The sequence below is a fragment of the Colwellia sp. SU-HH00943 genome, from assembly GCF_057546125.1.
The window spans coordinates 357,586-380,311 of the sequence record NZ_BAAJLW010000004.1 but is presented as its reverse complement, the minus strand read 5'-3'; the positions used below and the strand labels follow the sequence as shown (position 1 = coordinate 380,311).

At 38.7% G+C, this 22,726-nt stretch carries 16 protein-coding genes; 4 read left to right on the top strand and 12 right to left on the bottom strand.

Translation table 11 applies throughout. From position 1 onward, the window contains the following. Positions 1-218: 218 nt before the first annotated feature. The 6 genes from AC27GZ_RS13240 to AC27GZ_RS13215 form a co-directional block, all read right to left on the bottom strand. On the bottom strand, positions 219-1,121 hold the full coding sequence (locus AC27GZ_RS13240; RefSeq protein WP_487095693.1) for a mechanosensitive ion channel family protein: 903 nt from the start codon (positions 1,119-1,121) through the stop codon (positions 219-221). 76 nt (positions 1,122-1,197) lie between these two features. Continuing rightward, the gene (locus AC27GZ_RS13235) at positions 1,198-1,695 is read right to left on the bottom strand and encodes a TlpA family protein disulfide reductase (RefSeq protein WP_487095691.1); all 498 of its coding nucleotides are present in this window, start codon (positions 1,693-1,695) and stop codon (positions 1,198-1,200) included. A 9-nt stretch (positions 1,696-1,704) separates the two neighbouring features. Further along, the gene (locus AC27GZ_RS13230; RefSeq protein ID WP_487095690.1) at positions 1,705-3,840 is read right to left on the bottom strand and encodes a TonB-dependent receptor plug domain-containing protein; all 2,136 of its coding nucleotides are present in this window, start codon (positions 3,838-3,840) and stop codon (positions 1,705-1,707) included. Positions 3,841-4,017: 177 nt separating this feature from the next. Beyond that, the gene (locus tag AC27GZ_RS13225) at positions 4,018-4,935 is read right to left on the bottom strand and encodes an aldo/keto reductase (protein WP_487095689.1); all 918 of its coding nucleotides are present in this window, start codon (positions 4,933-4,935) and stop codon (positions 4,018-4,020) included. 99 nt (positions 4,936-5,034) lie between these two features. Then, positions 5,035-6,582, bottom strand: a complete 1,548-nt coding sequence (locus tag AC27GZ_RS13220) for a tryptophan halogenase family protein (protein ID WP_487095688.1) — start codon at positions 6,580-6,582, stop codon at positions 5,035-5,037. 72 nt (positions 6,583-6,654) lie between these two features. After that, positions 6,655-9,621 (bottom strand): TonB-dependent receptor, encoded by a 2,967-nt coding sequence (locus AC27GZ_RS13215; protein ID WP_487095686.1) that lies wholly within the window; start codon positions 9,619-9,621, stop codon positions 6,655-6,657. 448 nt (positions 9,622-10,069) lie between these two features. Here AC27GZ_RS13215 and AC27GZ_RS13210 point away from each other — a divergent pair, with 448 nt between their 5' ends. Next, the gene (locus tag AC27GZ_RS13210) at positions 10,070-12,667 is read left to right on the top strand and encodes a hypothetical protein (RefSeq protein ID WP_487095685.1); all 2,598 of its coding nucleotides are present in this window, start codon (positions 10,070-10,072) and stop codon (positions 12,665-12,667) included. Positions 12,668-12,825: 158 nt separating this feature from the next. On the opposite strand, the gene AC27GZ_RS13205 is transcribed toward AC27GZ_RS13210, so the two are convergent. From AC27GZ_RS13205 to AC27GZ_RS13180, 6 genes are all read right to left on the bottom strand, one after another. Then, positions 12,826-13,443 carry a LysE family translocator gene (locus AC27GZ_RS13205; RefSeq protein WP_487095683.1) on the bottom strand — a complete coding sequence of 206 codons (618 nt, stop codon included), beginning with the start codon at positions 13,441-13,443 and terminating at the stop codon, positions 12,826-12,828. A 230-nt stretch (positions 13,444-13,673) separates the two neighbouring features. Then, on the bottom strand, positions 13,674-13,847 hold the full coding sequence (locus tag AC27GZ_RS13200) for a hypothetical protein (protein ID WP_487095682.1): 174 nt from the start codon (positions 13,845-13,847) through the stop codon (positions 13,674-13,676). Positions 13,848-14,045: 198 nt separating this feature from the next. After that, positions 14,046-14,405 carry a hypothetical protein gene (locus AC27GZ_RS13195; protein ID WP_487095680.1) on the bottom strand — a complete coding sequence of 120 codons (360 nt, stop codon included), beginning with the start codon at positions 14,403-14,405 and terminating at the stop codon, positions 14,046-14,048. Positions 14,406-15,091: 686 nt separating this feature from the next. Further along, entirely contained in the window at positions 15,092-15,469 is a 378-nt protein-coding gene (locus tag AC27GZ_RS13190) for a hypothetical protein (protein ID WP_487095678.1), read from the bottom strand. A 52-nt stretch (positions 15,470-15,521) separates the two neighbouring features. Then, positions 15,522-15,704, bottom strand: a complete 183-nt coding sequence (locus AC27GZ_RS13185) for a hypothetical protein (RefSeq protein WP_487095676.1) — start codon at positions 15,702-15,704, stop codon at positions 15,522-15,524. A 14-nt stretch (positions 15,705-15,718) separates the two neighbouring features. Continuing rightward, positions 15,719-16,198 carry a DUF4468 domain-containing protein gene (locus tag AC27GZ_RS13180; protein WP_487095674.1) on the bottom strand — a complete coding sequence of 160 codons (480 nt, stop codon included), beginning with the start codon at positions 16,196-16,198 and terminating at the stop codon, positions 15,719-15,721. Between the two features lie 134 nt (positions 16,199-16,332). Here AC27GZ_RS13180 and AC27GZ_RS13175 point away from each other — a divergent pair, with 134 nt between their 5' ends. The 3 genes from AC27GZ_RS13175 (at position 16,333) to AC27GZ_RS13165 (ending at position 22,725) form a co-directional block, all read left to right on the top strand. After that, positions 16,333-17,340 carry a helix-turn-helix transcriptional regulator gene (locus AC27GZ_RS13175; RefSeq protein ID WP_487095852.1) on the top strand — a complete coding sequence of 336 codons (1,008 nt, stop codon included), beginning with the start codon at positions 16,333-16,335 and terminating at the stop codon, positions 17,338-17,340. A gap of 129 nt (positions 17,341-17,469) precedes the next feature. Continuing rightward, the gene (locus AC27GZ_RS13170) at positions 17,470-17,835 is read left to right on the top strand and encodes a hypothetical protein (protein WP_487095673.1); all 366 of its coding nucleotides are present in this window, start codon (positions 17,470-17,472) and stop codon (positions 17,833-17,835) included. A 693-nt stretch (positions 17,836-18,528) separates the two neighbouring features. Then, a complete protein-coding gene (locus tag AC27GZ_RS13165; protein WP_487095672.1) occupies positions 18,529-22,725 on the top strand; it encodes an alpha-1,6-glucosidase domain-containing protein in 4,197 nt (1,398 codons plus the stop codon). Position 22,726 lies beyond the last annotated feature (1 nt).

Genomic DNA, 22,726 nt, shown 5'->3' with positions numbered 1-22,726 from the left:
ATAAAAATAACGATAAATAACCTGAGCTTGGCGTTACAAATGTTTCTCTAGCAGCTAATTCTCTAGACCTCTGCGTTAAATTTTCTTGCATTAACTCACTATTGACGAGAAATTAGCCTTAAAATAAGAAAAACCATCAAAATAGTGATTCAATATACTATTTTGATGGTTTTTCTATTTGCTAAATATCGCTTAATGCGAGTTCAGGTTAACTCGTATTATTCACTTGCTTGATGAATATGAATATCCCGTTGTGGGAATGGAATATGAATATTGGCTTCATCCAGTGCGGAATAAATAGCAGCATAACCTTTATATTTCGCTTCATAGAGATTCACCGTTGGAGTCCAAAGGCGTACTGCTAAGGTAATCGCACTATCTGAGAATTCATCAATACCCACTTGTAGCTTATTGTTGTCACCAATAATGTCTAATGATTCTATTGTTTTTTCAAGTAACTTCACCACATCTAGCGGGTTGTGGTTATATGAAATGCCGACTTTAAGCTCTAATAAAGAGTCGTTTTTCGAGTTATGGAGTATTTCGCCAACAATATGTTTGTTGGGTACGGTAATAATGACATCGTCTTCATTTTTTAACAAAGTATAAGCAAGTAACACTTCTTCTACCACGCCTGTAACGCCGTGTACTGTAATAGTATCACCGACAACAAAAGGTCTGATAATGATGATATTAAAACCGGCAGCATAGTTGGCAAGTAAACCTTGTAATGCTAAACCTGCACCTAATGAAACGGCACCAATCGCAGCAATAAATGGCGTAACACTAATACCTAATTTGCCAAGTGATACTATGGTTATCATGATCACAATCAGCATTTTTGTGGTATTGGCTAAGAATTGACTGAGAGTAATATCTAATTGGTGTCGCTGACATAGTTTAAGCACCCAAGTTGATATCTTGCCTGCGACCATGTAACCAATAATAAAAATGATTAAGGCGCCAATCAGTTGAAAACTGTAATTGGTGAAAAACTCAATAATAATATTATATACATTAGCGACTTGGTCTATCTCCTCTTTGAGGAGATCCGTTGGTGCAAGTGAGGTTGTTGAGGTTGTAGATTGCTCAGTGGCGTTTGCAGATTGAGTAAAAAGCACAAATAGTCCTTATCCGGGTAAATTACTTTGAATATTAATAGCCTAATATTAACGTAATTTAATGAGGATTGAAGTGTTAAATCTTACAATTTCCGCCGGAAAGAATAGTTAGCGCCTCACTTAGCTTTTCACGAGGAATGAAACCACGCTTTTTAGTGACTAGTTGTCCCTTGTTATCATAAATAAGCGTAGTGGGTGATGCTTGATAGCCACCGATTGCTCGTAAAAACTTGCGATTGGCAACAAAGGCGGGAATAGCTTGATGATAATTTTTAAAGGCCTTTCGTAATTCTCTAGTATTACCTTGTACACCGACTAAGGCGATATTTACGGAGTTTTGACACTGCTTGAATGCGTCGGCCAGTGTTTCACCTTGCTTTTTACACCAGCTGCAATTAGGTTGAAAAAGCATGGTAATAGTGGCGAGGTTATTTGCTGCTACTTCTTTATTTTCTTGAGCATGATGAAGCGGCTTCAGCGTGAAAGGGGATGCTTTTATAGGGTTAGCACCAACCATGGCACTGACTAATGTCAGAGCTATGGTTAGTTGTTTGATTAAGTTACTTGTTGTCATATGAAGAAGCTACAGCTTGATTTCAATGCCCGCGTATAGCTCTCGACCATGTAAGGCACCATAAATGTAAGCTACATCATAGCCACCGCTAGCATCGTAGAACAAAGGCGTGTCACCACTGTCTATTTGTGTTTCTTCAAATATATTTGATACGCCAGCATACAACTTAGTTTGCTCAGTAAGTTGATATTGCACTTTCAAGTCTGAGCTTGAAAAAGCCGGACCAACAAGTGTTTTAACTGAGCTTGGATCATTGAGTTTGTTGTAACCCTCATAACCATATTCAGCGAGATCTTTTTCGCCAAACCACACGGTTGACCAAAATACTTTAAGGTTGTCTTTTTCATATTGAAGTTCGAAACTGGCTCTTTCTTCTACAGGAGCAATAGCATATGAAGACTTGAAGTTGTCATCGTAATCAAACCTTTCTACACCAATGTTGACGGTAATGTTTTCAGTGATATTGTATCCGGCGGTAATATCAAACGTGGTTACTGCTGCGCTATCATCTAACTGCGTTAATAGCGGAACACCTTCATCGGTTTCTTCTAAACTGGCTAAATTGTCCACCGTTGAATGCGCTATTGATGCCGTTACGGCTAAGACTTCATTGTCATAACTCAATGAGTAGCTTGCAGAAATAGACTCTTCAAGTGAATCAATATCAATTTGATAACCTAGCTCAGCGTCTAATATACCGTGATCTGTTTCAAAGAATGACAAAGGTGCACGATAGCCGCGCCCTGTTGAAAAACGAGAGGTTAACTCATCGGTATGAAAATAACGAACATCTAAGCGAGGAGCTACAAAAGTTTCGTCGATTTCGGTGCCTACTTTTTCAGGGTCAATAAAGTCGGCGGTGACTTGATCGATACGTACGGCAAAAGCTACTTCAAGCTCATCAATTGGAATCCAAGTATCTTGAAAGAAAACACCTGTGGTATCGTAATCAAAGGCATCGCTTTGATATGCTTCAACAGCTTCTAATGCGTCAGTGGAGGAGCGCATTGCTTCACGGCGAGTATCAACCCCAAAGGTGATGAAATGTTCGTCTGATAATTCCATGTCAAACTTGGCACGTGCGTACCACATGGTGTCATCAGCTTGGTAATCGATACCTTCATAAAAAGAATCTTGAATATGGTTTGCATAGCTTATGGCAAACTCTGCAACCGTATAATTGCTAAGCTCAGTTAAATACTTAACAAAAGCTTCATCACGAGCAGTGTCAATCCATTCAGCGGTTTCCCATGGCTTACCGATATAATCGTTGCGTACATCATCATCCACGAAAAGTTGATCTGATGCTTCTTGATCATAGCCTGCAATAACGGCACCGACTGAATTTACAGCATCACCTAAAATTGGACCACCAAAAATTTCCGATTGAATTTTTGAAATACGTACTTGAACATTACTGGTATCAGAAAGATCTTGGCTAATAAATGCAGTTAAGGATAGGTTTTCAATAAAAGGTGCTTCACTAACCCCGTTGTCATCATGATCTTCTTGATCTTGTTTGTCGTATTGGCTAATTAAGGTGATACCTGTCTTACCATCGTCAGAAACACCGGTTGCTAAACCTTTCATAGCGGTAAAGTCATGTGAGCCTTTGGCATAATCAAAAGCGACTGTATTTTCATACGCTTCTTTGGTGATGATATTTACTGTGCCGCCAATGGCTTCTGGGGCGATCAATGAAGCACCGGCACCTCGAGCTACTTCAATTCTGTCAACGCCTGTCGTGGCAATAGCATCTACAGCATAAAAACCAGAAATTAGCGTGTGGGTAGGCAAACCGTCAACTAAGATGGTTGTGTGCTCACCTTTCATACCGTTTAACATGATACGTTTTACACCACACATAGAGCATTCATTGGAAACATTAACACCAGGTTCGTTGTTGATAGCGGCAGTTAGACTTAATGCATTTTTATTTTCAATGGTCAGCGCATCAAGAATTTCTGTTTGCTGAATCACATCTTTTAAACGACCCGCCTGATCAAGTTTTTGTCTAAAGCTTCTTACTTCAATAACTTCAATGTCTTTTGAATCTTCGGCTGCTTCTTCTGCGTAAGTGGACAAAGGAGTTGCTATGGATAAACTCGCAATAATAGCGAGGTAAAGGGGAGATAAAGTTTTCATAATTTGCTCTTTGCTAGGTAAGTAGCGCAAATATATATTTGATTATAAATGAAAACAATTCTTGTTTGCGTTTTTGTTGATACTGATCAAGTTTTCAACGCAATACGGGTAAATACCATGTAAAATAAGGGGGGTAGCACTTTTATGAAGTGTTAGATACTTCTTATTAATTTGGGTTTATGGTATTGGTTGACCATTTCGAGCTTCAAGTAAGCGATACCAATCTTGATGACTGTAAGCTAAGGTGAGTGACTCTTTTGCTGCAATAATTCGCTCAGGGGTTGTTGAGCCGATAATCGGGCAAATATTGGCGGGGTGCTTTAAAAGCCAAGCTAAGATTAGTTGCCAAGGCTTACAGTTATACCTTTGTGCTTGTAAGTTGACTTCATTGCTTATACGCAATTCGTCTTCCGGTGAAAAAGTATTACCCCACGCTGGATAAACCACACCACCAAGCGGACACCATGCGATGGGAGTTGTACCATACTGCTGACACTGATCTAACGTGCCGTCAGTAAAACTACTGATGTTATGAATATTAATTTCTATTTGGTTAACCAGTAAGGGTTCATCGAATGCCGATTGTAATAAATCGAATTGGCTGGGACTAAAATTACTGACGCCAAAATGCTTCACTTTGCCACTTACCTTTAAGTATTTTAACGTATTGGCAACTTGATGCGCGTTAAATAAATAATCAGGTCTATGTAATAAGAACAGATCCAAATAGTCGGTGTTTAGTCGTTTGAGTGAATTTACAACCTGCCCAGTGAGATAAGTATGAGAAAAATCATAGCATTTTGGATCGCCGATATTGGGAGTATTGCCTACGCGAATGCCTGCCTTTGAGGTAATAATCATGTCATCACGCAGACTGGGTTTTTCTGCTAATAAGCTACCGAAAAGGCTTTCACACTCGCCACCGCCATAGATATCTGCATGATCAAAGTGATTGTAACCTGCATCAATTGCCGTTTGAATGGCATGTTTTCCTTTGGTCTTATCTTGTGTTGAGTTATCACCAGCAATGCGCATACAGCCGTAAATAAGTCTTGAAGATGATAATGTCGATGTTGCGAGGTTAATGTGTTGCATGGTTTATCTCTTTATTAGTAAGCAAATATCCAACAGTAACTTGCTTACTATTATGATCGCTTTTATTCATTATGCCTTAAAAATTTAACTTACAAAGCATTAATTCTGTTGGTATAAAAAACGTTGATGATCGTTAAAATTCGTTGCACTTCTGGCGATAAATTGATCTATATGAGCTAAATCATACTTATCTGCTTGTGCGTTATTGGGTAAATTATGGTTAATTTCTGGGAAAATACCATAGCCGGCTAGAATGGCATGCCATGATACTGGCGGGTAAAAGCTTACGATATCTGTCTGGATCAAAGCTTTGTTTAAATCATCACCCTTTAACCAATGTTGAACAATTTTTTTTAGGTTATTGGAAATATGGGTATTTTCACTATTTTTACGCCAGTAATCTGTGTCGCTTCTATCACTAAAACGATAATGGGCGACTATGTAATCGCGAATACCTTCAAAGCGAGCATTTATTTTTTCATTAAAATGTTTTTGCTGTAACGAGTGCTCATCGGTATTGGTTGACCTCGTATCGATGTGATAAGCATCGATAAAACCTTCAATAGATTCTTGGACAAAATGTAAAGCGGTGGCTTCTAACGGCTCAATAAATCCTTGTGATAAACCAATAGCAACACAATTACGGTGCCAATGTTTTTCAACACGCCCAACCTTCATCTTTAAATGGTTAGCTTCAATACGCTTGTCTGTTAAGCCAAGCTTGTCGCGTAACTCAGCTTCTGCTTGCTCTGGAGTACAAAAATCTGCGCTATATACATAGCCATTACCACTACGATTGGTTAAGGGAATATCCCATGCCCAGCCATATTTCATGGCTGTTGAAATGGTTTGCGAATTGAGTTTTTCATTTTTAATACGTGGTGTTGCAATAGTAACGGCACTGTCATTAAATAAATTTTCTTTAAAGCTGATAAAAGGAACTTGTAACGCTTTTTGAAGCAATATGCTGGCAAAGCCTGAACAATCGACAAATAAATCAGCTGGCACCACTTTGCTATCTGCTAACACGAGTTGTTTGATGTCACCAGTATCTGTTAGCACTACATCTGCAACCTTAGCTAACGTATGTTTTACGCCTTTTTTGACGGCAATCTTGCTTAGAAACTTGCCTAATAGTACGGCATCAAAATGATAGCCATAGCCGATATCAAAAGGGAAGTTCTCATTACCAATAGGCGCTTTTTGTTGTTTTGCTAAGGTGGCGGATAAAAAGTACCTGTCTACATGACAGTCAACATCGTAACCCTGACGCCTAAACTGAGTATTATGCACAAAGGCTGGAGCAGTATGGGCGTCAATCACAGAAGTAAAGGGATGAAAATAACGGGTAAATCCTGCTCTTTGTGACCAGTTTTCAAACAAAATGCCATTTTTGTAGGTAGCATTACACGCTGGCATCCATTCATGCTCTTGCACACCTATTTTATCAAAAAAGGTTTTTAATTGTGGCGTTGAGCCTTCACCAACACCGATAACGCCAATGTCAGGCGACTCAATTAAGGTAATGGCTAGTTCGTGGTTACTTATTTGATCTTGCCAATGTGTCGCCATTAAATTAGCGGTCATCCAGCCGGCAGTACCGCCGCCGAGGATCACTATTTGATGACATTTTTTATGTTGAGTCACAGTAAAATCTTCCTCCTAAAACAAAAAGAGCAATACCTAAGTATTGCTCTTTAATACTATTTAAGCGATGTATTACATGGTGTAGTTTACACCAAAGTAAATTGTGCGCCCAAAGTACTGAATAGTACCTGTTCTAGTTGTGTGACCAAAATAAGACATATTCGGCTCATCAGTAATATTATCCGCAGAAATAACCCCTTGTAGGTTTTCTGTGAAGTTATACGACATTTGTGCAGAGATGATAGTCTCTTCTTGGAAGTAGGCTGATTGAGCACTACCAATTGCAATTTGCTCACTTAAGTAAGGTGAACGGTAGCGACCACTTACTCGTGCTGAGAACTTATCATCCCAATCGTAGAATAACGTAGCACTAAGCACGCGTGGCGATAAACCTTCAATTGGGCTAAGTTGACCTTCTTCACCGGGAACTGAAGATTCAACTTCAATTTCACTTTCAGTATATGAGAAGTTAACGTTCGCCCCTAAACCTGCTAAATAGCCAGGTAAGAAACTAAAGGTTTGTGTATAGCCAATTTCAACACCACGCATGTAGCCAGCATCACCATTGTTTTCAGCATGAGAATAATCACCGTTTTCCCAAACCAATACGTTACCATTTTCGTCTTCAACTTTATCATCAGGAATTGAAGGTAATTCAAAGCCATTGGCTTCAAAATCGTAGTTTTTATCTACGCTATCAGAGACGATATTTTCAATGTCTTTGTACCAAAGTGCGACAACGAATGCACCATCAGTATCAGTGAAGTAATGTTCAAATGACAAATCAAATTGGTTTGCATAGAACGGACGTAGTTTAGGACTGGTAGAACTGTCTAAACCAATATAATTGCGACCGTCGCCATCTCTATTTACATCAAAACGCCAGTTACCACTGTTAGCCATTGTTGGCATTTCAGGGCGCGACATAACTTTTGCATACGCAAAACGTAATTGGTCATTATCAGTCACTTGGAAATTTAAGTTAAATGACGGTAAGAAGTCGCTATAGCTTTCGCTAATTGTTTTGCGTTCCCAGTCACTGTTAACACCGCCAACATCATCTTCAATAGGGTCACCATTATTGGCGCCAACATTGACTAAACCTGTACTGCTTTGTTCTGAATCTACATAACGAACACCCACGTTACCTGTTAGTGGTACACCGAATAATTCAGTATCAATGTTAAGTTGTAAATAGGCAGCAAGAACATCTTCTTCAACTATATTTGACTGCGTCATTGTCCAGCTATGTTCCCAAGTACGCACTGGGGTACGATCAACACCTGGAATCCATGCATTTAAAATAGCATCATTATCAACCGCTAAGAAACTTGGCATACCTGACAACTCACCACCAATAGTGGTTACCGTTGAGTTGCTAGTGTCTAACATAAAGGGTTGAAAACGCTCTACTTCTATCGGGTTGCCATCGTCATCAACGCCAGCATAGGTAATGTATTGACCGTTACGCATGTTGCCATCGGTAGTACCATATAAGAAACGACCACGACCTAACTCATAATCACGTTTTGAAGCGCGTGCACCAAATTCAAATGAGCTAAATATTTCGCTTTCTAGTTGGTAAGCAAAATCAACGCGTAGGGCATCAGACGAGTTAGACTCAATATGTGGGTAAGACTCAGCACTGGTGACCATTACATGGGCAGTATCAGTGAAATCTTGATTAAACTCTAAATAAGGGTTGTTTAAACCATTCAATTGATAACTAAAGATAATGTTGTCATCAATTACTGGCGTGTCGGCACTTGAGTCAACAAAGTAGGCCATACGCATAACCTGATCTTTGTAATTTTCATCGCCTTCTGAATGGGAAATATCAACCGTCATGCTTAAGTCATCATTAATATCCCATTCACCTTTTAAACCAAAAGCAGAAGATTTACTGTTAGTGGTATTATCATCGGCTTGTGTTTGAATATTCACATCGCGCGAAGAGCCTTTATACGGTGGTGCAATTGCCGTTCCGGTTGGATCTCGATAAATTGTACCACCCACTAAAGCGCCATCAGCATATAAAGGGTTATCGATTAATAAGGTTGAACCTACAGTAGCAAGGTTGTTTAAGCCTGAAATACGTAAACCACGATCCCATTTATTTGAATCAAATTTAGAGTGAAAAGCATCAAATTGGAAACGAAGATCATCCCTTGGCTCATAATTAATTGCCATGGTATAAGCGTTACGCTCATCTTCACCGCCACGTTCGTTAATTTCAAAACCAGAAGAGACTAAAATACTTTCAGGCGCACCATCATAGGTGGCTGATAAGTCTTGTTCGTCAAATTGATAATTAACAAAACGGCTTGAAACCGTTGGTTGGAACATATTAGCCCAGCCAATTGAGAAACCTAGCGTTTCATCTAAAAATTTACCTTGATAGGCTAACGTTAAACGACGGCCAAAGGTTTCTGAGTCTTTATTATCTGCAGCAGCTTCGTTGTAGTTGCCATGCAATGAAGCGCGCACAGAATGTTCATCTTCATTGTCTAATGCATTGGCTGTTTCTAAGTTAATGGTTGCCGCAACACCACCTTCAATTAATGAGGCTTTTTGTGATTTGTAAACTTGGGCTTGAGAAATCAACTCAGAAGGGAAGATATCAAATTGGATTGAACGACCACCACTGGTTGAAACCATTTCACGACCATTTAAGGTCGAAAATACAAAGCCACCAGATAAACCACGAACGTTTAGCTCACTTGATTGGCCGTCAATACGTACAGAAGTTACACCCGGTAAGCGTGTTAATGAGTCAGCAATAGATACATCGGGTAAACCACCAATATCGTCTGCTGAGATAGCGTCAACAACGGTATCTGAAAAACGTTTGGTGTTGAGTGATTTTATGACACTCCCTCTAAAACCTGTTACCTCAATGACTTCAACGTCATCGGCTGCTTGTTGTGTTTCGGTTTCAGTTGCTTCTTCAGCTGCTAGTACATAATTAGGTATAGCTGCTAGTTGCAGTCCCCCTAACATGAGTGCAACAGACAGTGCACTGGGCTTAAATGTTTTCATGTGTATTCCTTAAGGCAAGTTGTAATTATGCTTTATGTTTATGCTTTAGTGCCTTGTTGTTGTATTCGGCATTTCAGCAATTTTTTGTTACCTTGGTTTTTTTCGGAATATAGCTTTATATACACTATTGTTTTAATTGAATTTTTAATATATCGATTTTCTTCAGCTCTTCGAGTGTAAAAATAAGTTAGTCAAAAAACAAGCAATTGTTCTATGCATACGTATGCATCTGAATATCTTGCAATGCATACGTATTCATAGCCTCTGAACAGATTTGGGTTATGTACAAGATAAGCATGTTTGTGTAGTTTTAAGAGGTTACTCAAAAAACTTTAACGTCGGAATTAAAGTAATCATAGTTACGCACTACTTATTCAGCAAAGTATGAGCATAACAATAAAAATATACACATAAACTACAACAATATAGTTAATGGAGTTATAAACTCATGAAATACAAATTCAAGCCTATTATGCTTGGTAGTGCGATTGCTATAACTACAGCCATAAGTGGCTGTGGAAGTGATCAACCACAACCAGAAATAACCGATGTTTTTAAAGAAGTAGGTCTTTGGTGTAAAAGCCCTGATGTTGTGCAAATAGCCAGTGCTGATTTCTACCCTATTTCAGATGAAGAGCAAGCCGCCCTTGATGCGGGTAAAGCCGAAGCTAAAGCGCAAGCCGAAGTTGAAGCCGGTGACGATTGGGATGAAGCAGAATGGGAAGCGAGTTTCAAATATGAAGATCTAGATCTTTATAGCATTCTTGGATTAACACTTGAAGAGCAAGAACGCCAAGTTATTGCTAAAGAAGAAGCCCGTGCTTTTCAAATAGAACAAGGTCAAGACGTAATCCGTGGTGATGATTTTGATGCTTGGTTTGATGCTTGGTTTGATGAAATTCCTCCGGCAAACTATTTAGGTCCATCTCAACGCCTAAATCGTGCTGTAAATGCTACAACACCTGAAATGGATGGCGATGAAATTTGTTATACACCGCCACTATCATGTCCTAATTATAAAGCGATTGATGAATCAGGGACTTATGATTGTATTATTCCTGAGCAAAATCCAATTGAAGATGCGCCAGCTCCTGATTATGTAGCGGCAGCTGGTGAAGCGGTGGCTTATTATCGCCATGAAGATCATGTTGAAGGTGCAGATAATGCGGCATTATATGAAAATGTAGTGGTTCACACTTGGAACAATGATGACTGTACTGCTTATGCTGAAGACAGCATTGCGCCACAGTGGGGAATAAGTGGTGCTGATCAAGCCGGTATTGATGATAACTATGGTGTGTTCTGGATATTGAACTTAGTTGAATCGCCAAGTACTTGTGCCAATATCATTTTTAACGATACCGCCACAGGTAAAAAGATTTCTGATACCGATTTAATTATGCCTATCGGCCCATCAGGTGATGTGACGTTGCACAATGTTGATAAAAACTCTTATGCCGACGATAACTTCCCTGCGAATGCGTTAGACGGTTTACTTATTATTAACCAACATCCATTCTTTGGTGCTGAAGCTTCATCTGGTTTGAAGTCTTGTGGCTGGAGTTTAGAAGCGGATGAGTCAGGTGAACAGTGTATTGGTCAGGCGTTAATGTGTCCTGATGGCTCTGTTGCTGTTGGCGTTGGTGCCATTGATGTTGCTTCAAAATGTGTGACAATATTTGAACCAGAAACCACTGACCTTTATATAAAAGGTGGTTTTAACGGTTGGGGCGCCACTGAAGATGCTAAATTTGCTTATGTTGCTGATGGACAGTTTAGACTTAACTATACCTATACCAGCGAATGTGAAATTACTGAAGAAGAAGATTGTATTGATAATCACGACTTTAAAGTGGCGGATGAAGGTTGGTCTGAACCAGCAACATTTGGCAGCATTAAAGGTGGCGATCAATCTGCAGTAGACGCGACTATCTTAATGACAGTAGGTGCTGGTGTTGGTCAAAACATGAAAGTTGAATTGGCAAAAGATACCATTTATCAATTCTTGGTGAACGCTGCCGACCCTGCGGCCGTTGAATTAACGATTAATGAGGTTCCTGTAGATGCTTTCCCAGAGTTAGTGATTGGTGGTGAATCTGTTGCTCTTGGTTATGCAAGTAGCGGGCAATACACTGCAAGGCTTACATTAGCGGCGGAAACACATACTTTCACTATTGAAGATTCAAGCTCTGATTTTGCTTTAGGGGCTATTGATATGGATAATGTTGTTGAAGTTAACACTCCACTTGCACTCGAAGCAGATGGTGGTGCCTTAAGCTTTACTTCTGAGGCTGCAGAATATGACTTCATTCTAGACTTATCTGACCCAGAAGCGCCTACTATTGAAGTGAAACCAGCATTACCTTGGGGAACTACACCAGTCTTTATTCGTGGTTCAATTAATGGTTGGGGTACTCCTGCTGAAGACCAAATGAGCTGGGATGCAGATAGTCGCTCATACAGTGTGATTTATGGCTTAGAAGCGGGTGGTGAACATCAGTTTAAATTTGCTGATGCAAATTGGTCAGATTTCAACTTTGGTTTTGATCAAGTCATACTTTCAACTGATGATGATGCAGAAACTATCACCAATGTCGGTGGCAATATGGGAATAAATGTTGCTAAGGCAACGTCATACCTATTTGAAGTCTCTTTTGATGATAATGGCGATGAAGTTCTTAAAGTTTCTGAAGCACCAATATATTTACGTGGTGGTGTGACAGGCTCAGGTTGGGGCGCGGATGATGGTAATCAATTAATGTTTATGCCATCAGATGATGGAAATCCAGCAGAAGCTTCACATAGCTATTCAATTGAAGTGAATTATGCTGGTGGCCCGAACGAATTTAAAGTGGCTGATGAAGGCTGGGGTGGTACTTTTGGTTATGACTTTGGTGCTGCAGACCCTGGTAACGTTGATATTGTTTTAGGTGTTGCAATGCCATTAAGCTTTGGCGGTGCTAACCTGGAAATTGATGAAGCCGCTGGAACTTACATTTTCACCTTTGATGATGTTAATAAAACCATGACAGTAACACTTAAATAACCTTGTCAGCTGGTTAAGTGAATCGGCTAAGTAAAATAAAGTAAGCCACTATTTGGTGGTGGCTTATTAAATAAAACGGGAGCTATTTATAGCTCCCGTTTTTAGTTATCTGACATTGTATTTAATAGCTCAATCATTTATTTCACTTGGCTTAACACTTAACTCAGTGCTAACCAAATACCAACACCAATCATTAATGAGCCAGATATTCGGTTCATGAATCGAACATTATTGCCTTGTGATAAGAACACTTTCAGGGTTTTTCCGCCCGTTGCATATACCATCATACAAATGAATTCTGTCACAAGAATAATCACTAACAGTACTAATAACTGAGGCATAACCGCTTGGCTACTATCAATAAAAGGTGGAAGTATCGCCACCATAAAGCCCCAGCCCTTTGGGTTTGAAACGGCTGTTATCAGCCCTTGGTTAAATAATGTTGCTCTATTAACATCTACGTCTGTGTTAGTTGTAGCCGACATTTTTCCCTTAGACATCCACAGTTGATAGCCAATATAAATAAGATAGCCGCCACCAATATATTTAACTAAGGTAAAAACATTGGGGTAATTAAGCATAATAGAGGCTACACCTACCACAGCAGCAATTGCGACTATGGCGACTCCTAATAGCTCTCCAATCATCATCCACATGGTGCGCCTGATCCCAACGGACATACCTAAGGTCATCGCTAAGGTCATGCACATTCCAGGCGTAATGCTAACGAAGAAGAAAGTAGGGATGAATATGGATAATAATGTTATATCTATCAACTGATTAGCCTTTGTTTTTATGGAGGGTGTCTCGGTGAAAACAGGTGTATTTTAGCAACTAGTGACTATCTCGGTGAGAAAAAAATAAGAGTAAATAGCTAGATGGTACTAGGTGATTTAAGGGCTTATTTTAGCCTAAATAAGCCATGAAAATAAATTTAATTAATTTTATAAAAAAGTCTTTTAGTTGGTTAATTCACGATTTTTACTTGAAGAACCTTCAGTGAAGTTTATTTTCTCTTTTTTAATGACTCCATAAGCTTAGGGGCTAAGACCAATTGCTTTACTCTTTCCTTATCGCTTTTATACCAACCTTGTAATGTACTGGTTGCCGAATTACAGGCTTTTCCAAACTCTACAATATTTTTAAACCCTTCACTTTTACAATATTCAGACAAACTCATGACGACACCCATTGGTTAAATGAAAGAATAGACTAACTTAGTCCGCGGAAAAACAAAAGCAAAAAAATTAGTAAGTATTTGATAATGTGGATTTTAATGTATTGCATCGTATTACACAAGTCGAAAGGTCAGGGCTAGATAGTCGCTACTTTTCAGTACATGACCCAAAATTAATTGAATCAATTAAGGTTAAACCTTTTAAATTGCATCACCACCAAATGAATCCCATATTTTACTGAATCCTTTTGTAGATATAGCGAAGCCATCAATAATTACAGGGCTAGATTTTTGGAATTGCTTTAATAAATAAGCTCTCCCTTTTTCTGTTTCTGCTACTTCGACAGTGTAAAATATCCCCGACTCATCCAGTCGACAAAAAAGAAATGTTTTAACATTTACTCCATTAATCTTGAGGGATGATTGCTCCCAGGTTTCTTCGCCACCTTTTGCGCACACCTTTAGGCTATAGTCATTAGCATGAAAATTGATGTATATGTTTTGGTTTGCTAAAGAATTAAAACTGATTAGTAATGCTAACAAGCTAATGATCTTTTTCATGACTGACGTTCCTTTTCTAACTCAATAACTCTTCTCTCAAGCTCGGTGATTTTTGATGTGTAATCATGTAAGTGATTAACATATGCCCACAACAACCAGGCACCTATACAATAATAAATAAAGCTATTACCTAAATAATTATAAAAAATATAAAATATCACAGCATAAATAGTGTAAATAAAATACTTCTTCATCATGCCCTCGATAGTTTTTCGGTTACCCAATTAACAACAATATTCATAAAATTATATGACGTGTCGCATTTAAACTTAGCTTGTGTATAACCATTATTTTTGGCTATTCTCTCCTGAATAGAGAGCTCAACTAAACACCTCTTAAAACGATAATGATTGCTCGTTTGGTTGCTTTTCACTCCGCTTTTATAAAACGTAACAACTGTTGATAGCTTTTCACCGTGTAAGTCATATTTATTAAGTTCAGTAATTGGCCACCAAACAATAAATAATGTAACCGCGATAACTACTAACATAATTTTAAGTTCATCTAATGTAGACTGGTTCACCTTAAATACCTCTATTTATAGTTACTACTTACGGTAAATAACTTACCTTAAATAGTTGTTTAGGCTTTCTAATATCTCGTATCTAGCAATTTTAATTTTAGGTAGAAACATGTAAATCCTCACCTTGTGATTATCGCTCATTACGATGAGTTTATATCAATATTCAGTCCTCAATTACTTCAGTTTCGCAATGTCCATACAGTTGTTTATGTAGTGTTTTGCCATTAAACAAAACATTACGACTATGTACAGCTTTAAGCGTTCCAGCCTGTATTGTGGTAATAATTAAATTACCTGAAATAGTTTTTTCGATAAAAGATATTCCTTCGGTATTATTGACATATATCGCTGGAGACGCGCCACTGGCACTAAAGAAATAACTCTTCTTTGTTTCATAGTCGTGGGAGATAACGACTGTTACTCGATCCTCAATCACCCCCTTAATAGATACCGCTCTATCAAATTCGCAAGTATAGATAACGTTATTAGCTAGTGCATTAAAACTAGTAAGAACTGCGATAAATAAGAATATACTTTTCATAATATGTTCTCCTGCGTGTAGTTTATGTTATTTCCGTAAGATTAAACTTCACCTATTGAGGGACATAGAAAATATGCCCACTAAAAACACACTCATATTTATTCATCATTTTAGTCCCTATGAACTCGCTACCAATATAAACTCCTGCGCTATCATCAGCAGGGCAAGTTGCACTACTAGCGTAAGCAGTAATTGATGCTGCTGTAATTAAAATAGCTGTTAATAATTTCTTCATAATCTAAATTCCTATTACCAGTTTTCGTTATTAGACGTTTGTTTATTTAAAGCAGATTCGAACTCATCGAAAAGCTTATTGATAACCTTGTCATTTTTAGCTTGCATACTCTCCGCACTATACATTCCCCATTGCGTACCATGTTGGTTTGTATTTTCTACCGCCGTTAATAGTATTCTCGCCTTGCCGTCTTTTACATCAACTTGGATTGTGCCTTTAACGGTAATTCGTGCTGTCATATCGTTGTAGTATCCAAAGTGACCGCGAGCGATAATACGACCGCGTTTTTCATCAGTACGTTGTAAAACTTCTTTCGAATCATTCCAGTTTGTGGCGAAATAGTCAGCGGCATTATCAAAAATTTCTTGCTTAGTTTTCCCCTCGACAATAAAGACCCTTTCCTTATCGAGCTTTAGGTCATTTGCAGTAGCCCCATTGAGGTTACAGGCGGTTAATGACAGGGTTGCTATAAGTACAATTAGTAACTTTTTCATAATCTACTCTCTTCTATTGATATTTTTAACTTGATCTTATTCACAAGAATACACCTGAAGACAAACAAAAATTGATATATCACGAATAGATATGGTATTAATTATCTTCTAGAGATATTAAATAGAGTATTGTGATGGAGCCGACTTATTTAACCCTTACGCCAACGCTATCAGCCTTTATTTCGGCAGCTAAAACGCATGGGCTGAATCCGTATGAACACCTTGCGAAATATGGTGTAGAACCCAAAAAGGCACAAATTAATGAGCGTGACTTTCCGTTAACTGATTTAATAGTTTTACTCAATAGTGCTTGTAATGAAGTGGGCTCATATTCATTCCTTATAACGTTTGTAGAACTATATGAATGGGATAAATTTGACTCTAAAGTTTTAGCTCTAGTCCATCAGGATAACTTATATACACTAACGTTAGTTTTTAATACGTTACTCAAAGAGCAAGGCTCTGGTCCAGAGTTAGCACTAGTACAACAAGGTGAAAGAGCCTCATATCACATAAAATTACCAACGCTGAATAATATTGATAATGCTGTATATAGGTTAGTAGTATTAATTATGTGGGATGCTGTTATGTCGAAGTTGACTGGTGACAGCTGGAAGCCCAAAAAGTTCTTAGTTTCAGGTTCTGCAAGTTATAAGTTATCTAAAGACTTTACCATCAGTGGTTTTTCTGTACTTTTCGACCAAAACCACAATGCTATTGAATTTGACTCTTCACTCCTTTTTCAAAAACTATCAATGCCTGTAAATAAGAACCAAGAAATGGTTAAGAACTACAGTGAAATATTAAGTAATGTGAGTACAAAATCATTAGCAGAAAGTGTAATAAAGATGACCATTCATTCAGGAGACATATCAATTAGCCATGTTTCTTCCATAATTGGTATCCACCCCAGACTCCTTCAGCTTAAACTTAAAAAACTAAATACCTGTTTTTCTGAAATACTTACTAATACCCGCATTAGTATTGCTAAGCAACAACTCCAATCTACATCATATAAGGTTCATGAAATTGCTTGTCATTTAGCATTTAACTCACCAGAAGCCTTTGTTCGCTTTTATAGAAAGCATGAAGGGGTTACACCACTTCAATGGAGAAAACTAGAAAATAAACATTATGTCTAAGTAAAATTGATTATGTAAATCAGGCCGCCATTTATCCACCAGATAATAAAATCAAGATATCATCCTTACTTAACTTGTGGTTATTATATAATCATACTTACTAGGCCACTTGTGAGAGGTTCTGACAATATGACTAGATTTAAAGCCGGGTTTGATGCTCGCAGACATGTACCAACAAATACTGGAGTATGGGAGTTCAGGAAAAACCTAGCTGAATTGCTTAGGGAGCAAAGTCTTCAGGCCTTTAATTACTTGGTTGATACCCTTAATGATGAAGAAGCTCACCCTAAGCTCAGGAAAGAGTGTGCTGTAGAAATCTTAAACAGGGGGCTAGGTGCACCAGTCAATCAAGTTGTGATTGATCAAATTGATAAAGGTAACGATAAAGATATCGATGTTAGCAAGTTAAGTACTGATGAACTAGAACGGTTGATACTAAAATTTGCAGAGGAAGATCTAATCGGAGAAATCGAAGAAAAAGACGTGACACCGTGAGCCGGTCAATTTTAACTAGTAACTCATATAGCCATTTAGTTATTGACGTCATTTACCGTATGATCGGGTAAGTGTTTCAAAGTTTACCTTTTGCAAATGCAGATCTGTCTTTATAATAGTTTTAGCCATTGGTAGAGTCCTATTTATTGATGGTGGCCTCCGAACAGTTACAGCTGAACGGGGGCTTTTTTATGTCTGACATTTAATAATCACCTAGTGATATTTTCAATAATAGTGATAACTAGGTGAGTAAATATCCGACCACAAGGAAGAACATACAAGAATGCTCTAGAGGATGTCAATAGGATTTATTTTTACTGAAGAGCCTATTCTAACTGAGGTTTACTAGTCATTTTAGATGGTTTGAGAACGGTTGAGAATGTAGCAATGTAAAGAGTCGTTTACATTCCAGGCGTGATACTCACAAAGAAGAATGTCGGAATAAATAGTGTGAGCAAGGTTAAATCAGGCATATAACTACCGCTTATGCCAAGAAAAGAGATGACATTTGAAGTGTGAATTTTCAAAGATTATAGAAAAACAGTAACACAAAAACAAAAGATTATTTTTTGCGTTGAATACGTATGCAGTAAAAAACAAGCTATTGAATACGTATGTAGTCACTGTTCAATAGTTAGGCAAAGCTTTAGCATCAGGTAATGCTACAAAAAATATAATAAATAGGAACAAATTTTGATATTACCAGTCAGCGTAAAAAAATTATTAATATGCACGGCATTATCGACTTCTGTCGTTGCTTGTGGTGGCGGTGGTTCAGGTGATGGCGGCGGAACACCACCAGTAACTCCGCCAGTTACAGACACTAATAGTGCTCCAAGTATTAGCTCATTTACTGTTGAAATCAGTGAGCTTTCAGCTGCTTACGCTTGGACTGTTTCAGATGCTGATGGCGATGACTTGTCATGTATATTGAACCCTGGTGATGGTGTTACTAATATTGATATTGCCGACTGTTCAACCACGACTTCCATGACAGTCACTTATACTGATGCAGGTAATTATACCGCTAATTTGCAAGTCAGTGATTCTGAGGCAAGCAGTAATCAAGACTTGTCTGTCACTATTGAGGAAGACACTTCATTACCTGATCCTATTGTTAGTGCAGGCGACAATGAATTAGTGATTTTTTATAACCGCGCTGATAACAATTATACTGATTGGGGCTTACATTTATGGGCTGATACAAACTGTAGCGCTTATGATGGTCCGGCAGTTGAGTGGACATCTCCACAAACAAAAACTGGAGATGATCCTAATTATGGTGCTTATTGGATAGTTAATTTAGACGCTAACCACCTAGACACAGATTGTGTTAACTACATTTTACATAAAGGAAATGAGAAAGCGCCAAATGATGCTGACCAGCAGGCAAGTTTAGCTGGCGATAGAATGCTGTGGATACTTGATGGTATTAATGAAATATATAGTGAAGCAACATTATTTCCAGCTGGTACTTTGATAAAAAATACGGCAGCTCATTGGACAGCATTAGATACAGTATTTTGGGATACAGCTGTCACGGGTGTAGCTAAAGTGCGTGTTTATAGCTCATCAACTAATGATCTTGAGTACAATGGTGAAACTGGTATTAGTGGTGACAATTACATTGAATTTTTACCAACAAGCAATACTGCTAATGCGCTAGGAATGCCTAGATATAATGCCCTTGAAGCCTTCGAAGCGTCAGCGGCAGAGGCAAGTAAAGCTAAGCAAATGCTAACAGGGAAATTATTAGCCATTGCTTATGATAGTGATGATGCTGTGCTTGCAGCCACTTATGTGCAAACACCTCGCGTACTCGATGCCTTATACACTGCGGGTAATGATGATGCCAATGAAGCTGAACTGGGGTTAAGTTATTCTGCCAGCGACATTACCGCAAGTTTGTGGGCACCTACCGCCCAGCAAGTGTCATTGAAAATATATAACGCTGCTAAAGAGTTACAAAGTACTGAAACCATGGTTGTAGACAATGCAACGGGTATTTGGTCGTTTAGCACACCAATAGCTAATGATAGACTCTTTTATCGTTATGAGCTGACCGTTTATCATCATCAAAATTTGCAATTTGAAACCATTTGGTCAACAGATCCTTATTCACTATCTCTATCTACGAACGGCATGTACTCGCAGTTTGTGAATTTAGCTGATGATGATTTAAAACCTACTGACTGGGATGCCCATACCATTCCAACGATTGCTGATGTTGAAGATGCGATTATTTATGAAGGTAATATTCGTGATTTTAGTATCCGAGATGACAGTACCAGTGCTGCAAATCGTGGTAAATACCTCGCCTTTACGGAAGAAAACTCTGCTCCGGTAAATCATTTAAAAGCACTTGTATCTGCGGGTTTAACGCATTTCCAAATTTTGCCCGCTAATGACATTGCCAGTGTTGAAGAAGATTTTAGTAAACAAATTAATTTAACCAATACCGTTGGCGAGCTTTGTGCTTTGAAAGCCGATGCACCTGTGTGCGGCGTGGAAAGCAGTAGTGACACACTGGAATCAGTATTTGCCAGTTATGATGCAAGTACCGAGCAAGCGAAAACGCTAACAGAATCGATTCGTGATATTGATGGTTATAACTTTGGTTACGATCCTAAACACTTTAACGCGCCTGACGGTGCTTTTGCCTCGGATGCTGATGGTGTCAGCCGTATTTTAGAAATGCGAGAAATGATTAAAGCCCTGCATAATTTAGGGTTAAGAGCATCGTTAGATGTTGTTTATAACCATACTAATTCAGCGGGCTTATGGGACAACTCAGTACTAGATAAAGTTGTACCGGGTTATTATTATCGTCGTGACTTAACCACAGGGAATGTCTTTAACGAAACTTGCTGTCAAGATACAGAAACTGAGCATAAGATGATGGATAAACTTATGGTTGATTCATTAGTGTTGTGGGCGCAAGCGTATAAATTTGATGCCTTCCGTTTCGATATTATGGGTAGCCACTCAAAAGACTCTATTTTAAATGCACGTACTGCGGTAGCAGCTGTTGATGCCGACACTTACTTTTATGGCGAAGGTTGGGGCCGCTCTGATCAAGGTTATGAGCAAGCAGCGCAAAATCAAATGGCGAGCAGTGAAGTAGGTACCTTTAACGATAGACCACGTGATATTATTCGCGCCGCGTCACTATTTAATGATGGTGCCAGTATCAATGAACAAGATATTATGCGCCTTGGTTTAGCAGGTACATTACAAGATTATCAACTGCAAGATACCAGCGGTAATATCAAATCAGGCAAAGATTTTTCATCAAAACCATCCTATGCAAAAGATCCAGCTGACATTATTAACTATGTGTCTAAACATGATGGCTCTACCTTGTGGGATAAATTGCAATATGGATTAGCCCAAAGTATGGCGACCGATGACAGAGTTCGCGCGCATAATATCGCTTTAAGTATGCCTATCTTGAGTCAAGGTATTCCATTTTTGCAAATTGGTGGAGATTTACTGCGCTCAAAATCTATGGATAAAAACAGCTATAACAATGGTGATTGGTACAATTTAGTCGACTTCACTAAAACAACTAACAACTGGAATGTTGGTTTACCATTAGAAGTGGATGACGGACAAACGGTAGATGATATCAGCGCGATTATTGCCAATGTTGAAACCCAAGTTGCAGCCAGTGATATTGAGTTTGCTGGTGATGTCTTTCAAGAATTTGTTAGTATCCGTAGCAGTAGTAAACTCTTTAGATTAACTAGCGCTCAAGCTATTTATGATCGTGTTGGTTTTCATAATACCGGCACCAATCAAACGAAAGGCTTGATTGTTATGAGTCTTGATGACGGCACAGGTTTAGCGGATATAGATCCAAATAATGATGCTATTGTTGTGGTGATTAATGGCACAGACAGTGAACAGTCTCATAGTGTACCTACAGCCACAGGTTTTGAATTACACAGCGTTCAACAAACTTCTGTAGATAGTACAGTGCAAACGGCAAGTTTTAGCGCATCAGCCAGTGAAGGCACATTTACAGTACCGGCACTAACGGCGGCTGTTTTTGTGAAACCACAAGGTGGCAGTCAGGGAGCTGGTTTATCTGCAGGTGTTACTCGAGATGCACCAGATATTGCCCCTTTTGGTAATAATACTATTTATCTTCGTGGCTCTATGAATGATAACGGCAGCTCAGGTTTTAGCGCTGAAGATACGTTTGTTTATGATGGTAATGATATCTATAGTCTAGAGACTTCGTTAACATCTGGTGTGCAGACATTTACCATTACCTCTGATGATTCAGTTGCCGTAGACCTTGGTTTTAGTGATGTCGCTATTGGCTCAGGCTCTATAACAGTTGTTGATACCGCTGACAGTATGGAGTTTACTGTTGCTGCAGACGGTAGTTTTAATTTTAAACTTGATGCTTCAGGCGTTACCCCAGTACTGACTATTAGTAGTGTATCTCCTATTGTTGATTGTGCTGCTTTAACTGATTCAGTGGACACTATACCGTTTGATATTGCTGGCGATGGTGAACTTTATGTGAAAGGAGATCATTCAGGCTGGAATGCTGAAGAAGCTTATCGCATGCATTATAAAGGCGATAATGTTTATCAAACAGTCGCTGATTTTGATGGTGCTATGCAGTTTAAATTAGCGTCAAGTGATGGAAGTTGGTCTACGCAATTGTGGGCGCAAGCGGATGGTAGTACTAGTATTAAGGGCGATGACTTAGTGTTGGGTGTGAGTTACCCAGTTGCTTATAACAATGCCGGTACAGACAATAACCAAACAACATTAGCTGCAGGCAGCTATAGCTTCTTACTTACTCTAAATGAAGCTAATCCTGCGCAAGGGGCAAATGTAGGGACGCTAGTTATTCAACAGTGTCAGCCCTAGC

Excerpts from the sequence above, each read along its gene's own strand:
- AC27GZ_RS13235 (WP_487095691.1), bottom strand. The coding sequence starts at position 1,695 with ATGACAACAAGTAACTTAATCAAACAACTAACCATAGCTCTGACATTA.
- AC27GZ_RS13180 (WP_487095674.1), bottom strand. The coding sequence starts at position 16,198 with ATGAAAAAGTTACTAATTGTACTTATAGCAACCCTGTCATTAACCGCC.
- AC27GZ_RS13215 (WP_487095686.1), bottom strand. The coding sequence starts at position 9,621 with ATGAAAACATTTAAGCCCAGTGCACTGTCTGTTGCACTCATGTTAGGG.
- AC27GZ_RS13185 (WP_487095676.1), bottom strand. The coding sequence starts at position 15,704 with ATGAAGAAATTATTAACAGCTATTTTAATTACAGCAGCATCAATTACT.
- AC27GZ_RS13190 (WP_487095678.1), bottom strand. The coding sequence starts at position 15,469 with ATGAAAAGTATATTCTTATTTATCGCAGTTCTTACTAGTTTTAATGCA.
- AC27GZ_RS13200 (WP_487095682.1), bottom strand. The coding sequence starts at position 13,847 with ATGAGTTTGTCTGAATATTGTAAAAGTGAAGGGTTTAAAAATATTGTA.
- AC27GZ_RS13225 (WP_487095689.1), bottom strand. The coding sequence starts at position 4,935 with ATGCAACACATTAACCTCGCAACATCGACATTATCATCTTCAAGACTT.
- AC27GZ_RS13175 (WP_487095852.1), top strand. The coding sequence starts at position 16,333 with ATGGAGCCGACTTATTTAACCCTTACGCCAACGCTATCAGCCTTTATT.
- AC27GZ_RS13210 (WP_487095685.1), top strand. The coding sequence starts at position 10,070 with ATGAAATACAAATTCAAGCCTATTATGCTTGGTAGTGCGATTGCTATA.
- AC27GZ_RS13170 (WP_487095673.1), top strand. The coding sequence starts at position 17,470 with ATGACTAGATTTAAAGCCGGGTTTGATGCTCGCAGACATGTACCAACA.
- AC27GZ_RS13195 (WP_487095680.1), bottom strand. The coding sequence starts at position 14,405 with ATGAAAAAGATCATTAGCTTGTTAGCATTACTAATCAGTTTTAATTCT.
- AC27GZ_RS13230 (WP_487095690.1), bottom strand. The coding sequence starts at position 3,840 with ATGAAAACTTTATCTCCCCTTTACCTCGCTATTATTGCGAGTTTATCC.